The sequence below is a fragment of the Paraburkholderia sp. JHI2823 genome, assembly GCF_038900695.1.
In the GTDB taxonomy this organism is placed as follows: Bacteria; Pseudomonadota; Gammaproteobacteria; order Burkholderiales; family Burkholderiaceae; genus Paraburkholderia; species Paraburkholderia mimosarum.
The window spans coordinates 1-14793 of the sequence record NZ_JAYMRY010000035.1; the positions used below are offsets into that span (position 1 = coordinate 1).

Sequence of the window (14793 nt, forward strand, 5' to 3'; positions counted from 1 at the left end):
CGAACAGGACCGTGAAACGACTCCACGCCGATGATAGTGCGGATTGCCCGTGTGAAAGTAGGTAATCGTCAGGCTCCTCATGCCGTAACGTCCAGAACCCCGGTGTCTCTCAATGAGCGCCGGGGTTTTGGCGTTTGGGCGTGCGCAAAAGCAGCAGCCGGAAAACAAAAAAGCCGTCCCCTGGACGGCTTTTCGCGTTGAAGCACTATCTCACTGCTGAGCCAGGAACTTCGTCGCAAGATGCACCCAGAACGATGATCCCACCGGCAGCAGTTCATCGTTGAAGTCATAGCTCGCGTTGTGCAGCATGCAGGGGCCAGCACCGTGTCCTACTTCACGGTGGTCTCCTTCACCATTGCCGAGAAACGCGTAACATCCCGGCTTTTCCAGCAGCATGAATGAAAAGTCTTCTGCACCCATGGTCGGCTCGACGCTCGAGTCGACACGATCTGCGCCGACCAACTCACGCATGACCTCCGCGGCGAATCGCGTCTCCGCACTGCTGTTCACCGTTGGCGGATAGTTTCGGTGGAAACTGATGTCGACGGAACAGTCATACGCTTCTGCTGTGCTCTCCGCGATCTTGCGCAGACGCGACTCGATTAGATCCAGCGTTTCTGTCGTGAAGGTGCGCACCGTTCCTGCGATCCACGCCGTATTCGGCACGACGTTGACCGCATCGCCGGCATGGATCTGCGTGATCGACAGCACGGCCGTATCGAGCGGCTTCTTGTTGCGCGTGATGATACTTTGCAGGCCGTTCGCGATCTGGACAGCCGTGAACACAGGATCCCGCCCATTGTGCGGTAGCGCGGCATGCGCGCCCACACCCCTGATTTCAATGCGGAATTCGTTGCTGGAAGCCATGATCGGCCCTTCGGTCACGCCGAAGTAGCCGGTCGGCATGCCGGGCCAGTTGTGAATGCCGAAGATGGCATCCACGGGAAATTGCTCGAAGAGTCCGTCCTCGATCATGGCCTTGGCACCGGCGCCGCCTTCTTCGGCGGGCTGAAAGATGAAGACGATCGTGCCGTCGAACTGCCCGTGCCGAACGAGATATTGCGCCGCGCCGAGCAGCATTGCCGTGTGGCCGTCATGGCCGCACGCATGCATCTTGCCGTCATTGCGCGAGCGATGATCGAAGGTGTTGAGTTCCTGGATCGGCAGAGCGTCCATATCGGCGCGCAATCCGATCATGCGCTTGCCGGTGCCGCGCTTTAGCACGCCGACGACACCGGTCTGCCCCATGCCCCGGTGCACTTCGATGCCCCATTCGGCGAGCTTCGATGCAACGAGGTCTGATGTCTGGGTCTCTTCGTAGCGCAGTTCGGGATGGGCGTGGATCGTTCGTCGGAGGCCCTGAATTTCCCCTTGGGCGGCCTGGATTTCCGGAATCAGTTTCATGGCTGACGGTGCTCAAAAAGTGGGCGCCCGGCCTTTGTCTCCTTAAGAGGCCGGGTCTAGACGGACCATTCTACGCCCAACCTTTTTTTTCGCGCCAACCCACAGGGGCGAGTAAGGCGCAGGCCACGGGCATAATAAAATCGCCAATACGCCATAACGCCTCACCCACGGATTCCCGATGAACGCCCCAGCCGAATTTGCCCGCGCCGTTTGTCCGCACGACTGCCCCGATACCTGCGCGATGCGCGTCACGGTCGAAAACGGCCGGGCGATCAAGGTGAGCGGCGATCCCGATCATCCGCCGACGCAGGGCGTCCTCTGCACGAAGGTCAGCCGCTACGCAGAGCGCGTCCATCATCCGAAGCGACTGACACAGCCGATGAAGCGCGTCGGGCGCAAAGGGGAGGGCCGCTTCGAGCCGATCAGCTGGGACGAGGCCAGCCGGATCGCTGCGGCGCGTCTCGGCGAAATCGCTCGACGCGCGCCCGAAGCCATTCTGCCGTACAGCTACGCGGGCACCATGGGACTGGTTCAGGGCGACAGCATCGCGCAGCGCTTCTTCCACAAGCTTGGCGCATCGCGCCTCGACCGCACGATCTGCGCGGCAGCCGGCGCGGCCGGGTTGCGCTATACGTTCGGTTCGAGCATCGGAATGCTCACCGAGCACTTCTCGGAAAGTGAGGTGATCCTGATTTGGGGGGCGAACCCAATCGCGTCTAACCTCCACTTCTGGACCCACGCACAGGAGGCGAAGCGCAAGGGTGCCAAGCTGATCGCGATCGACCCATACCGTTCGCTGACGGCCGAGAAGTGTCATCAGCACATAGCGGTCAAGCCCGGCACCGACGGTGCACTGGCGCTCGGCATGATGCATGTGCTCATCAAGGAGGACCGGCTCGACCACGCCTACATCGCTGCCCACACGCATGGCTTCGAGGCGCTGAAGGCGCGTGCGCTGACCTACACACCCGCGCGCGTCGCCGGGATCTGCGGCATCGAGGAGCAGATCGTCGTCGAACTCGCGCGCCTCTACGCCTCGACGCGCAAGGCCGCGATCCGCATGAACTACGGCCTGCAACGAGTGCGCGGCGGCGGCAACGCCGTGCGCGCGATCGCGTGCCTGCCCGCATTGACGGGCGCCTGGCGCGAGCGCGCGGGCGGTGTGCTGCTTTCGTCGTCCGGTTGGGCGCCTGTCGACGGGAACGCGCTCCAGCGCCCCGATCTGATCCCCGGCTGGCCGCAGCACCAACCGCGTATCGTGAACATGAACCAGATCGGTGACGCGCTCACGCACAAGGGCGACGCCGCGTTCGGCCCGAAGATCGAGGCGATCGTCGTCTATAACTCGAACCCGGTCGCGGTCGCGCCGGAGTCGGCGAAAGTCGCGGCGGGCTTTGCGCGCGAAGATTTATTTACGATCGTGCTCGAGCAGTTCCAGACCGATACGGCCGATTACGCCGATCTGTTGCTGCCGGCAACGACCCAGCTCGAGCACCTCGACGTCCACAAATCCTACGGCCACACGCACGTGATGGCGAACCTGCCCGCCATCGAGCCGGTTGGCGAGGCGCGGCCCAATACCGAAATCTTCCGCTCGATCGCGCACGCGATGGGCTTGACCGAGCCGGCGCTCTTCGAAAGCGACGAAGACGTGGCGGCCCATGCATTCGACTGGAGCGATCCCGCGCTTGGCGGTGCGGACTGGGCGACGCTCAAGCGCGAGGGGTGGCTGAAGCTCAATATCCCGGAAGCGCCGTTTGCGAACGGCGGCTTTCGCACGCCCACGGGCAAGTGCGAGTTCCATAGCGAGGCGCTTGCGAGGGCTGGGCTCGACCCGCTGCCCGACTACCTGCCGCCGTACGAGTCGGCAGACGGCGCGCCCGAACTCGCTGCACGCTATCCGCTCGCGATGATCTCGCCGCCTGCGCGAAATTTCCTGAACAGCACCTTCGTGAACGTCGAGAGCCTGCGCGCGACCGAAGGCGAGCCGCACGTCGATCTCCATCCGGCCGACGCCGCGCGCCGCGAGATTGTCGATGGCGACGAGGTCCGCGTGTTCAACGACCGAGGCTCGATGCGCGCGCGTGCGCGCGTCACCGACCGGGCTCGCCGCGGCCTCGTGGTGGGCCTGTCGATCTGGTGGAAGAAGCTGGCGCCGGACGGCCGCAACGCCAATGAGGTGACGAGCCAGGCGCTTACCGACCTTGGCGGCTCGGCGACCTTCTATGACTGCCTGGTCGAAGTCGAACGCGCCTGAGGGTGCCTCACAACCTGGCCAGCCGCCCTTCAACGCGTGTTGGAGGGGCCTTTCTAACTCGCTGATTCACTGACAAAAAAGCGGAATCGCCATGCTACGATCCGCTTTTTAGCACGACCATTCGAAAAATCAAGGAGGAGACGCCGCATGGAAAAAGTCTGGCTGAAATCGTACCCGCCCGGCGTTCCCGCGGAAATCGACGCGAGCCGTTACCCGTCCATCACGTCGCTGCTCGAAGAGAGCTTCAGTGAGTTCCGAGCCAAGCCCGCTTTCGCATGCATGGGCAAGACGATCACCTATGGTGAGCTGGACCAACTCTCGCAACGTCTGGCCGCGTGGTTCCAGTCGCGCGGCATCGAACGCGGCGCGCGCGTCGCGCTCATGATGCCCAATGTGCTCCAGTACCCGGTGGCGCTGGCCGCGGTGCTGCGCGCCGGGTACGTCGTCGTGAACGTCAACCCGCTTTATACGCCGCGTGAACTCGAACATCAGTTGAAAGACAGCAGTGCCGAAGCCATCGTCATCCTCGAGAATTTTGCCGGAACCTTGAGCGCGGTCCTCGCCAATACGCGGGTGAAGCACGTGCTGGTGGCGTCGATGGGCGACCTCCTCGGGGCGAAGGGTTTCATCGTCAACTTCGTCGTGCGGCGCGTGAAGAAGATGGTGCCGGCCTGGAATCTGCCGGGCTACGTGCGTTTCAACGACGCGCTCGCGGCCGGCGCGCGCACGGGCTTCAGGCGCGTCGAGCAGACGCCCGACGACGTCGCCTTTCTGCAGTACACGGGCGGGACAACCGGCGTGGCCAAGGGCGCGACGCTGCTTCATCGCAACCTGATCGCCAACGTACTGCAGTCGGCGGCATGGACCGCGCCCGCACTGGCGAAGCTGCCGTCCGGCGCCCAGGCCGTGACAGTCGCCGCACTGCCGCTTTATCACGTGTTCGCGCTGACCGTCTGCGGGCTGCTGTCGATCCGCACGGGCGGTCTGGCGATCCTGATTCCGAATCCGCGCGACATCGGCGGCATGATCAAGGAGCTGCACGGCTACTCGATCACGACGTTCCCCGCGGTCAATACGCTCTACAACGCAATCCTCAACCACCCGGAGTTCGACAAGCTCGATTTCACCCATCTGCTCGTCGCGAACGGCGGCGGCATGGCGGTGCAGGAGGCTGTCGCGAAACGCTGGTACGAGCGCACGCATACGCCGATTGTCGAGGGCTATGGGCTTTCCGAAACCTCGCCGTCGGTCACCTGCAATCCGGTCACGGCCACGGAATACACCGGCACGATCGGCTTGCCGCTGCCTTCCACCGAAATCTCGATCCGCGATGACGCAGGCAACGAGCTGCCGCTCGGCGAGGCGGGCGAGATCTGCATTCGCGGGCCACAGGTGATGGCGGGCTACTGGGAGCGCCCGGAAGAAACGGCAAAGGTCATGACGCCGGACGGCTACTTCAAGTCGGGCGACGTCGGCCTCGTGAATGCGCGCGGCTATATCAAGCTCGTCGACCGCAAGAAGGACATGATTCTCGTCTCGGGCTTCAACGTCTATCCGAACGAAGTCGAGGATGTGGTCGCGAAACTGCCCGGGGTGTTCGAAGTGGCGGCGGTCGGCGTGCCGGACCAGCATTCGGGCGAAGCCGTGAAGCTCTATATCGTCAAGAAGGATCCGGCGCTAACCGACAAGGAAGTGTTCGAGTACTGCAAGACCCAGCTCACCGGCTACAAGCGGCCGAAGATCATCGAGTTCCGCAATGACCTGCCGAAGAGCAATGTCGGCAAGATTCTGCGTCGCGAACTGCGCGACGGGCGCGCTTGAACGACGGGCATCGCCGAGGCTGACGAAAAGCGGCCTGTCCTTCGTGGGCAGGCCGCTTTTCTTTCACCCGCGTTGCGCCGGCAACAAACCAGCGCCGCAAAGAAAAAAGGCGCCCGGAGGCGCCTTCGAGATTACAGCGACTGTTCTTGTTAGAACTTGTGACGGATAGCGACGCGAGCCGTGAAGACGTTGTTGCTCGTCGAAGCGGTCAGGTTGTTGATCGAGGCGACAGCTGCGCGGTCGTTCGAGTTCGTACCCGTAGCGTGCTGGTACACGCCGACCAGGTAGACGTCCGTGCGCTTCGACAGGAAGTAGTCCGTGCCCAGCGCGTACTGGAAGTACTTCGCGCCACCGTTGCTCGTGCCGTTCGCCAGGCTGACGCTGCTGCCGTCCGTATAGTCGAACGCAAAGCCAGCCAGCCACGCCGGGGTGAACTGGTACTTGAAGCTCGCTTCGACGTTGTTGAAGTTGGCGTTCGCGCCGCGCTGGTAAGCCGGTACGCCGGTAATCGTGACCGCGCCGAGGTTGCGGAAGCTGACATTCGAGTACGTGAGGCCGAACGTTGCTGCGCCGAACGTGTACGCGCCGCCTGCACCGATGACCTGGTACGTGTTGGCCGTCTGGAAGCCGGAATACACCGGATTCTTACCGGCTGTAAGTGCTGCTGCCGGCGGCGTGGTCGGGGTGGGGCCGTTGTTGAACAGGCCGCCCGATGCTGCCGGCGTGCGCGCGTTAAGGTAGCCGACACCGAGGGTCAGCGGACCGTTGCTGTAGCCCGCGCCGAGCGACCAGATCTGGTTGCCAGTGAAGTTGCCCGCCTGGCCGCCGAAGCTGTACGTGCCGCCGAACTTCAGGCCAGCGTAGTCCACGCTGGTGAACTTGACAGTGTTGTTCGTGCGGTAGGCGTTGTTGAAGTTGTCGAGGTCATCGGGGTGAGCGACGATGTAGCCGCCCCACTGCTCGCCTGCTCCGAGGGGACCGACGTAGTCGACGACGGAGTCGTACTGGCGACCCAGCGTGACGGTGCCGAACTGCGAGCTGCTCAGGCCAACGTAAGCCTGACGGCCGAACATCAGGCCACCCTGGCCGAGCGCGCCGGTATTCACGTCAAAGCCGTTTTCGAGCACGAAGACTGCCTTCAGGCCGCCGCCGAGGTCTTCAGCGCCGCGCAGGCCGAAGCGGCTGCCTTGCAGAACGCCGCTCGACAGGTTGTACAGATGCTTGCCACCGTAGTTGGTGTTGATGTTGAAACCTTCGTCGATGATGCCGTACAGCGTGACGCTGCTCTGAGCGTGAGCCACGCCCGCGAACGCGCCCAGCGCAGCCAGCGCGAGAAGCGACTTCTTCATTGAATGATCTCCAGTGTTTGCGAATCTTTTGCGTCTTGTCGCGGAACCAGTTTTTTGTCTAGCGTGGGGTCCCGTCCTTCCAACTTCGCGAGAAGTTGCACGTAATGTAACAAAAGGGTTAATAGCCACAAAGGAAAAGCAGGGCGCATCTAAGTACCTGTTTCGTTTACACAACATGGCCTAAAATATGCTGCTAACCATATGCGCTACCACGGATTGACGGGGCTCCGTGAGTTTGTGTAGTGGTCCGGAAGCATTGCGGGGCGAGCGAACGACTCCGGCTCGCAGACGAAACGAAGGGAGGCTGAATGACGCTAGATGATCTGATTACCGAATTCGACCGGGGCCTGCGCTCGATGGCCGGCGTGTCGCGCATGACGCGCCCGATGCCGCAGCCTTCGCCCGTCACCGTCGAAGTCACGCCCGCGGGCGAAGCGGTGCCCGTCGGCAGCGAACTCACGCCCGCCGAACGCGCGCATGCGGCCGGCCTCATGCGCGTCAATCACGTGGGCGAAGTGTGCGCCCAGGCGCTGTATCAGGCCCAGAAACTCTCGGCGCGCTCTCCCTCGCTCAAGGCCGCCTTCGACCAAGCCTCGCGCGAGGAAGAGGACCATCTGGCGTGGACCTCGCGCCGTCTCCAGGCGCTGGACTCGCGTCCGAGCCTGCTCAATCCGCTCTGGTACGCGGGCGCACTCGCAATCGGGTTTGCCGCTGGACGTCTCGGCGACAAGGTGAGCCTCGGCTTCATGGCCGAAACCGAACGTCAGGTCGAGCATCACCTGGACAGCCATCTCGACAGCCTGCCGCCCGCCGACCTCGAGTCTCGCGCGATCGTCGAGCAGATGCGCGCCGACGAAATCTCACACGCAAAATCGGCCATCGATCTCGGGGGAGCCGAATTGCCGCTTCCTGTGCGTTCCCTCATGCGTGTAGCATCCAAAATCATGACGCGCACTGCTTACTACGTTTGATTCCACCTACCGGCCGGCATTTGGTGCCGGCCGGATGCAATCAGCCTTTCAGAGCTTTCAGTCTTACGTTTTTCATCCCCGCTAATCCCCGCCCGTCCCCGCCATAGGCCGATTATCGCCGCGCTTTTCACGTATCACCTTCAGAACCTTCGTTAGCTCGTTCATTCATAACGGTTTTTGGCTTCTGCGCCGACTTCAACAAGTGCCGCTAAGTCCTTGTTCTAGCGGATAAATTCGTCAAAAAACGTTGAGCCTCCCTTGACCCTCGTTGGTCGTTACTCTAAAGTGGGAGACAGTGTGAGAAAGTGTATTTTTGTGTGATTTCAAGCGCGTATTCGGGTAGATTTTCTGAGATTTAGGCGGGCGGCGAAAAGCGCCGCATTAGGGGGAGCAAATTGTTCCAGGGGGCGTCGGCGCTGACACTCGATGCGAAAGGGCGGATGTCGATTCCGTCGCGCTATCGGGACGCGCTGCAACAACAGGCAGAAGGCCGGGTGACGATCACCAAGCACCCGGACGGCTGCCTGTTGCTATTTCCGCGCCCCGAATGGGAAGTGTTCCGTGCGAAGGTCGCCGCCTTGCCGATGGATGCGCACTGGTGGCGCCGCATCTTTCTCGGCAATGCGTCCGACGTCGATGTCGACAGCGCGGGCCGTGTGCTCGTCTCACCTGAATTGCGTCTGGCAGCAGGAATGGAAAAGGAAGTCATGCTGCTCGGCATGGGTAGTCATTTTGAGTTGTGGGATGCACAGACCTACGCCGCCAAGGAACAGGCGGCGATGGCTCAGGGCATGCCCGACGCCTTGAAAAATTTCACGTTCTGATCGCGGTTAAAAAGCTATGGCATCTGCGATGGGACCGGGACTGCAGCATCGCACGGTGCTGCTTGACGAAGCGGTGAACGCGTTGATCACGCGCGCGGACGGCGTCTATGTAGACGGCACGTTCGGCCGTGGCGGCCACAGCCGCGCGATCCTCGGGCGTCTCGGTGAAGCCGGGCGCCTGATCGCGTTCGACAAGGATCCGCAGGCGATCGCGACGGCGCAAACCATTGGCGACGCGCGGTTTTCGATCGTGCATGAGAGTTTTGCTTCGCTGCGCGACGAGCTCGCGTCGCGCGGGGTAGGGCGTGTGTCGGGGGTGTTGCTGGACCTTGGCGTGTCGTCGCCGCAGTTCGACGATCCGCAGCGCGGTTTCAGTTTCCGCGCCGATGGTCCGCTCGACATGCGGATGGACCCGACGCGCGGCGAGTCCGCCGCTGACTGGCTCGCTCGGGCCACGTTGCAGGAACTGACGGAGGTAATTCGGGATTATGGGGAAGAACGGTTTGCTTTTCAGATTGCAAAGGCGCTTGTTGCTCGCCGGGCAGAGTCCGACCGTCTCGGGCCTCTCGACAGCACGGGCGAGCTTGCCCAAATCGTGGCTAACGTCGTCAAAACCCGTGAGAAGGGTAAGGACCCGGCAACCCGCACCTTTCAGGCTATACGGATTCACGTCAATCAAGAGCTTGCGGAGCTGCAGGTCGTTCTAGAAGCAGCGCTGTCGTTGCTGGAACAGGGGGGGCGGCTGGTGGTCATCAGCTTTCATTCGCTCGAGGACCGGATCGTCAAGCGATTCATGCAGGCGCACGCGAGCGCGCCGGCGGTGGACCGCCGCCTGCCGATCCGCGCCGTCGACCTGCCGAGCCCGCCGCTCAGGCTGCTCGGCCGCGTGTTCGCGAGCGACGAGGAAGTCGCCGCGAACCCGCGCGCCCGCTCGGCCGTGATGCGCATCGCGGAGCGCGTCACGCCATGAATCGCCTGAACATCTTCCTGCTGATCGTCGTGATGGGGTGCGCGCTATCGGTCGTGAACGCGACCAATCAGCAGCGCCAGATCTTCATTCAGCTGCAACGCGCGCAGTCGCAGGAGCATCAGCTCCAGCAGGACTACGCACAGCTTCAATATCAGCAAAGCGCGCTGTCGAGAACCTCGCGCATCGAACAGATCGCCACCGACTCGCTCAAGATGCAGCCCGTCACGACCGGACGCACGCAATATCTGACGCTCGCGCCGGGCGCGTCGGCGGCCGTCGACGCTCCGGTGCCGACCTCCGCGCCCCCGCAGGGCGGTGCACCCACGCCTGCCCGCCGCGGAGGCACGCGATGAAAAAGGACAATCGCCGCAAGAGCGTGGCCTTCAGCGCGAACCCCATTCTCTCCGTGCGCCTGCCGATGTGGCGCTCGAAGCTCGTCGTCTTCCTGCTGTTCATGGCGTTCGTCGCGCTGGCCGCGCGCGCGTTCTGGATTCAGGGCCCGGGCAACGCCTTCTATCAGAAGCAGGGCGAAAGCCGCTATCAGCGCACGATCGAGCTGCCGGCCACGCGCGGCAAGATTCTCGACCGTAACGGACTCGTGCTTGCCACGAGCCTGCCCGTGCGCGCAATTTGGGCGATTCCCGAAGCCGTGCCCGACGATCTCGGCGCCGACAAGCTCAACCAGCTCGGCACGCTGCTCGGCATGAGCACGAAAGAGCTGCGTGCCAAGCTCTCGGAAGACAAGACGTTCGTCTATGTGAAGCGACAGGTGCCGCTCGACGTCGCGCAGAAGGTCACGGCGCTCGACATTCCCGGCGTCTATCAGCGCAACGAATACAAGCGCTTTTACCCCGAGGGCGACGTCGCCGCTCACCTGATCGGCTTCACCAACGTCGAGGACGAGGGCCAGGAAGGCGTCGAGCTTGCCGACCAAAAGGTTCTCGCTGGCATGCCGGGCATACGTCACGTCATCAAGGACCGTTTGGGCCATATCGTCGAAGACGTCGACGAAACGGTCGTGCCCCACGATGGCAAGGACGTCGAACTGTCCATCGACAGCAAGATCCAGTACATCGCCTATTCGAACCTCAAGGCCGCCGTGGAGCGGTTCAAGGCCAAGGCCGGCGCGGCCATGGTCGTGGACGTGCGCACGGGCGAGGTGCTCGCGCTCGTCAACTATCCGACCTACAACCCGAACGACCGCTCGCACCTCACGGGCGAGCAATTGCGCAACCGCGTGCTCACTGACGTGTTCGAGCCCGGCTCGATCATGAAGCCGCTCACGGTGTCGCTCGCGCTCGATCTGCACCGCGTCTCGCCGAGTACACTGGTGGATACGGGCCCGGGCCATTTCACGCTCGACGGCGCGACCATCACCGACGACTCCGCATTCGGCGTCCTCACGGTCGGTGGCGTGATCCAGAAGTCGAGCAACATCGGCGCGACGAAGATCGCGATGACGCTCAAGCCCGAAGAAATGTGGGACATGTACACCAGTATCGGTCTCGGACAGGCGCCGAAAGTCGGGTTCCCCGGCGCGGCGGCGGGCCGCCTGCGTCCGTGGAAAAGCTGGCGCCGTATCGAACAGGCGACGATGTCCTACGGCTACGGCCTCTCCGTTTCGCTCTTCCAGCTCGCGCGCGCGTACACGGCGATCGCACACGACGGCCAGATCCTGCCCGTCACGATCTTCCGCCACCCCGGCGACACCCAGCCGGTGCAGGGCACCCAGGTCTTCGCGCCGACCACGGCGCGCGAGGTGCGCACGATGCTGGAAAGCGTGGTGTCGAAGGACGGCACGTCTCCCGACGCCGCCGTGCCCGGCTACCGCGTGGGCGGCAAGTCCGGCACGGCATACAAGCACGGCCCGCACGGATACGACCGCTCGAAGTACCGCGCCTCGTTCATCGGCATGGCGCCGATGCCGAATCCGCGCATTGTCGTCGCCGTATCGGTCGACGAGCCGACCGCGGGCAGCCACTTCGGCGGCGCGGTCTCGGGTCCGGTGTTCTCGGGCATCGTCGGCGACACGCTGCGCACGCTCAACGTGCCGCCCGACATGCCGGTGAAGCAACTCGTCGTCGAAGACAACGGCGCCGCGGCCGCTTCCGCGCCGGCCGCTGCCAACGCGCCCCCGAAGCATGCCGCGAATGCGCCTGCCAACAAGTCCCCCGTCGCCGCGCGGCACATGACCGTCGCTGACAACACCAGAAATCGACCCGGAGTCGTTCGATGAGCGCCACGCGCACCCAGCATCCCGCGCACCGGCAGATCGCGGACGCGCTCGCATGGCTGCGCGCGCACGTCGCGCCCACAGCCGGCCTGCATGCCGACACACGCTCGCTCGAGCCGGGCGACGTGTTTGTCGCCTATGCCGTGGAAGGCGCGGACAACCGCGCGCATATCGCCAACGCGATCGAGCGTGGCGCGGCAGCCGTGCTGTTTCAGCCGGAAGGCTATGTGGGCCAGAAGCCAGATGTGTCCATCGCGCTCGCCGTGCCGCAGCTCGACCTGCTCGCGGGCGAGATCGCGAGCGGATGGTACGGCGACCCGAGCGATGCGATGCTGATGGTCGGTGTGACTGGGACGAACGGCAAGACTTCGTGCAGCCAGTGGATCGCTTCGGCGCTCACGGGCATCGGCCAGAAGTGCGCGATCGTCGGAACCCTGGGCAGCGGCTTTCCCGGCCAGCTCGTGCACACGGGCTTCACCACGCCCGATGCGCCGCAACTGCAGCGCAGCCTCGGTCAACTGCGTACCGATGGCGCACAGGCGATTGCGATGGAAGTCTCCTCGCACGCGCTGCACCAGGGTCGCGTGAACGGCACGTCGTTCGACATCGCCGTCTTCACGAATCTCACGCAGGACCATCTCGACTATCACCTCACGTTCGAGGCCTACGAGGCTGCGAAGGCGCGTCTGTTCGCATGGCCGGGCCTGCGCGCGGCAATCATCAACGCCGACGACGCTGCGGGCCGCCGCCTGATCGCCGCCACGCGCGGCAAAGCGCGCACGATTGCATACGGCGTCGATACGCCTGCCGCCGACGCGCCCGTCGCCGACGCCTGGCTGCGCGCGAACGACGTACGCGCGACGGCTACGGGCACGGCGTTCCATCTGGAAACGTCGGACTGGGGCGAGGCGCAGGTCGAGGTCCATGTTCTCGGCCTCTTCAACGTGAGCAATCTGCTTGGCGTGCTCGGTGCGCTGCTCGCGGCGAACGTGCCGCTCGTGGCGGCGCTCAACGAGATTTCGAAGCTGCAGCCGGTGAACGGCCGCATGGAGCGCCTTGGCGGGCGCGCCGATCACGACGAGCCGCTCGTGGTGATCGACTATGCGCATACGCCGGACGCCCTCGAAAAAACCCTCGAAGCGCTGCGCCCAATCGCTGCCGCGCGCGGCGGCCAGCTCCTCTGCATGTTCGGCTGCGGCGGCGATCGTGACGCGACCAAGCGCCCGCTCATGGGTGCGATCGCGGAACGCCTCGCCGACCAGGTCGTCGTGACGAGCGACAACCCGCGCAGCGAATCGCCCGCCGCGATCATCGACCAGATCGTGCTAGGCATGCGCGACGCCGCGAAGGCGCGCCGCATCGAGGACCGCGCGAGCGCGATCCTGCAGGCGGTGCGCGGCGCGGCGCGCGAAGACGTCGTCGTGCTGGCCGGCAAGGGCCATGAGGCGACCCAGGAAATCATGGGCAAGAAGCGCGCGTTCTCCGATCAGGACCATGCGCGGCTTGCTCTCGCAGCCCGTGCCACGCACGGGCGCGGAGGTGGTGAATGACGATGCTTTCCCTGCGCGACGCCGCGGCGCTGATTCCCGGCGCGAGCGTACTCGGCGACGAGAACGCGACGTTCGAGCGCATTGCTACCGATAGCCGCTCGGCGGGCCCCGGCGATCTCTTCGTCGCGCTCAAAGGCGACCGTTTCGACGCCCACGACTTTCTCGGCGAGGTCGCCAACCGTCACGTGAGCGCGGTCCTCGTCGCACGCAGTCCCGGCGACTGGCGCATTCCCGCGCTGCGCGTGGACGACACGCGCACGGCGCTCGGCGCGCTCGCGCTCGGCTGGCGCCGGCGATTCTCGATGCCGCTCGTGGCCGTGACGGGCAGCAACGGCAAGACGACGGTCAAGGAAATGATCGCGTCGATTTTCGAGGCGGCCGTTGGAGAAAATTCGCGTCTTGCAACGGCCGGAAACCTCAACAATGACATCGGCGTGCCGTTAACGTTGCTGCGCTTGAGCGGCGCTCATCGGCTGGCGGTGGTCGAACTCGGCATGAATCATCCGGGCGAGACCGAGCTGCTCGCGAGATTTGCCGAGCCGACCGTCGCGGTGGTGAACAACGCACAGCGCGAGCATCAGGAATTCATGGCGACGGTGGAAGCCGTCGCGCTCGAACATGCGAGCGTGATTCACGCGCTCAAGCCCACGGGCGTCGCGGTGTTTCCCGCCAACGACGCCTACGCGAGCATCTGGCGCGTGGCGGCCACGGGTTCGCGCATTCTCGACTTCGCGCTGCATACGGAGGCGAACGCGGTCGAGGCGGCGGTCACGGGCAAGCTCGTTGGTGCAAGGCGTCTCGCGATCGCGACGCCGGAAGGCCAGCTCGAAGTGGAGTTGAAGGTGCTTGGCGCACACAACGCGCACAACGCGCTCGCGGCCACGGCGGCGGCGCTTGCGGCGGGCGTGCCGCTCGAGGCGATCGGGCGCGGACTGGAGGCGTTCGAGCCCGTGAAGGGCCGCTTGCAGGTGAAGCGCGCGGCGCTCGGGGAACTCGCGGGCGCAACGGTGATCGACGACACCTACAACGCGAACCCCGATTCGGTGCGTGCGGCGATCGACGTGCTCGCTTCGCATGCGTCGCCGCGTGTGCTCGTGCTGGGCGATATGGGCGAAGTCGGCGACGACGGTCCCGCGTTTCACCGTGAGGTGGGCGCTTATGCGAACGAACGCGGCATCGATGCGCTCTACACGCTCGGCGACGCGGCGCGTGATAGCGCGGCGGCGTTCGGCGCGCGGGCGCTGCATTCGGCAGACGTCGCCGAACTCGTGCGCGCGCTCGCGGCCGGCGGTTACGGCGCCGGCGCGACGATTCTCGTGAAAGGCTCGCGCTTCATGCAGATGGAGCGAGTCGTGGCGGCTCTAACCAATCCGCAAAACCCTGCGCCGGACGTGAAGTCCGGTGCGCACTGAAA

At 64.3% G+C, this 14793-nt stretch carries 11 protein-coding genes; 9 read left to right on the forward strand and 2 right to left on the reverse strand.

Features of this window, described 5'->3' with window-relative positions:
- Positions 1–210: 210 nt before the first annotated feature.
- Entirely contained in the window at positions 211–1404 is a 1194-nt protein-coding gene (locus VSR34_RS28605; RefSeq protein WP_342964174.1) for a M20 aminoacylase family protein, read from the reverse strand.
- A 178-nt stretch (positions 1405–1582) separates the two neighbouring features.
- Here VSR34_RS28605 and VSR34_RS28610 point away from each other — a divergent pair, with 178 nt between their 5' ends.
- Together VSR34_RS28610 and VSR34_RS28615 are read left to right on the forward strand one after the other, a co-directional pair.
- Positions 1583–3661, forward strand: a complete 2079-nt coding sequence (locus VSR34_RS28610) for a molybdopterin oxidoreductase family protein (protein ID WP_342964175.1) — start codon at positions 1583–1585, stop codon at positions 3659–3661.
- 147 nt (positions 3662–3808) lie between these two features.
- Entirely contained in the window at positions 3809–5482 is a 1674-nt protein-coding gene (locus VSR34_RS28615) for a long-chain fatty acid--CoA ligase (protein WP_028231742.1), read from the forward strand.
- 149 nt (positions 5483–5631) lie between these two features.
- Here VSR34_RS28615 and VSR34_RS28620 read toward each other — a convergent pair whose 3' ends face one another.
- On the reverse strand, positions 5632–6831 hold the full coding sequence (locus tag VSR34_RS28620; RefSeq protein ID WP_028214082.1) for a porin: 1200 nt from the start codon (positions 6829–6831) through the stop codon (positions 5632–5634).
- A gap of 308 nt (positions 6832–7139) precedes the next feature.
- Between VSR34_RS28620 and coq7 the strand changes: the two genes are divergently transcribed.
- The 7 genes from coq7 to murF all read left to right on the forward strand — a co-directional run bounded on the left by coq7 (position 7140) and on the right by murF (position 14791).
- On the forward strand, positions 7140–7802 hold the full coding sequence (gene coq7, locus VSR34_RS28625) for a 2-polyprenyl-3-methyl-6-methoxy-1,4-benzoquinone monooxygenase (protein ID WP_028214081.1): 663 nt from the start codon (positions 7140–7142) through the stop codon (positions 7800–7802).
- Positions 7803–8197: 395 nt separating this feature from the next.
- On the forward strand, positions 8198–8626 hold the full coding sequence (mraZ, locus tag VSR34_RS28630) for a division/cell wall cluster transcriptional repressor MraZ (RefSeq protein ID WP_028214080.1): 429 nt from the start codon (positions 8198–8200) through the stop codon (positions 8624–8626).
- Positions 8627–8642: 16 nt separating this feature from the next.
- On the forward strand, positions 8643–9596 hold the full coding sequence (rsmH, locus tag VSR34_RS28635; RefSeq protein ID WP_036020423.1) for a 16S rRNA (cytosine(1402)-N(4))-methyltransferase RsmH: 954 nt from the start codon (positions 8643–8645) through the stop codon (positions 9594–9596).
- Positions 9593–9949 carry a cell division protein FtsL gene (gene ftsL / locus VSR34_RS28640; RefSeq protein ID WP_028214078.1) on the forward strand — a complete coding sequence of 119 codons (357 nt, stop codon included), beginning with the start codon at positions 9593–9595 and terminating at the stop codon, positions 9947–9949. The genes rsmH and ftsL overlap by 4 nt, the downstream gene beginning before the upstream one ends.
- The gene (locus tag VSR34_RS28645) at positions 9946–11832 is read left to right on the forward strand and encodes a penicillin-binding protein 2 (protein ID WP_028214077.1); all 1887 of its coding nucleotides are present in this window, start codon (positions 9946–9948) and stop codon (positions 11830–11832) included. The genes ftsL and VSR34_RS28645 overlap by 4 nt, the downstream gene beginning before the upstream one ends.
- Positions 11829–13379, forward strand: coding sequence for a UDP-N-acetylmuramoyl-L-alanyl-D-glutamate--2,6-diaminopimelate ligase (locus VSR34_RS28650; RefSeq protein ID WP_028231740.1), 1551 nt, complete (start codon positions 11829–11831; stop codon positions 13377–13379). Before VSR34_RS28645 ends, VSR34_RS28650 begins: the two co-directional genes overlap by 4 nt.
- Positions 13376–14791 carry a UDP-N-acetylmuramoyl-tripeptide--D-alanyl-D-alanine ligase gene (gene murF, locus VSR34_RS28655; protein ID WP_028214075.1) on the forward strand — a complete coding sequence of 472 codons (1416 nt, stop codon included), beginning with the start codon at positions 13376–13378 and terminating at the stop codon, positions 14789–14791. The genes VSR34_RS28650 and murF overlap by 4 nt, the downstream gene beginning before the upstream one ends.
- The last annotated feature ends 2 nt before the right edge of the window (positions 14792–14793 follow it).

Coding starts and splice junctions, on each gene's coding strand:
- coq7 (WP_028214081.1), top strand. CDS start 7,140: ATGACGCTAGATGATCTGATTACCGAATTCGACCGGGGCCTGCGCTCG.
- ftsL (WP_028214078.1), top strand. CDS start 9,593: ATGAATCGCCTGAACATCTTCCTGCTGATCGTCGTGATGGGGTGCGCG.
- VSR34_RS28605 (WP_342964174.1), bottom strand. CDS start 1,404: ATGAAACTGATTCCGGAAATCCAGGCCGCCCAAGGGGAAATTCAGGGC.
- VSR34_RS28645 (WP_028214077.1), top strand. CDS start 9,946: ATGAAAAAGGACAATCGCCGCAAGAGCGTGGCCTTCAGCGCGAACCCC.
- VSR34_RS28615 (WP_028231742.1), top strand. CDS start 3,809: ATGGAAAAAGTCTGGCTGAAATCGTACCCGCCCGGCGTTCCCGCGGAA.
- VSR34_RS28620 (WP_028214082.1), bottom strand. CDS start 6,831: ATGAAGAAGTCGCTTCTCGCGCTGGCTGCGCTGGGCGCGTTCGCGGGC.
- rsmH (WP_036020423.1), top strand. CDS start 8,643: ATGGCATCTGCGATGGGACCGGGACTGCAGCATCGCACGGTGCTGCTT.
- VSR34_RS28650 (WP_028231740.1), top strand. CDS start 11,829: ATGAGCGCCACGCGCACCCAGCATCCCGCGCACCGGCAGATCGCGGAC.
- VSR34_RS28610 (WP_342964175.1), top strand. CDS start 1,583: ATGAACGCCCCAGCCGAATTTGCCCGCGCCGTTTGTCCGCACGACTGC.
- murF (WP_028214075.1), top strand. CDS start 13,376: ATGACGATGCTTTCCCTGCGCGACGCCGCGGCGCTGATTCCCGGCGCG.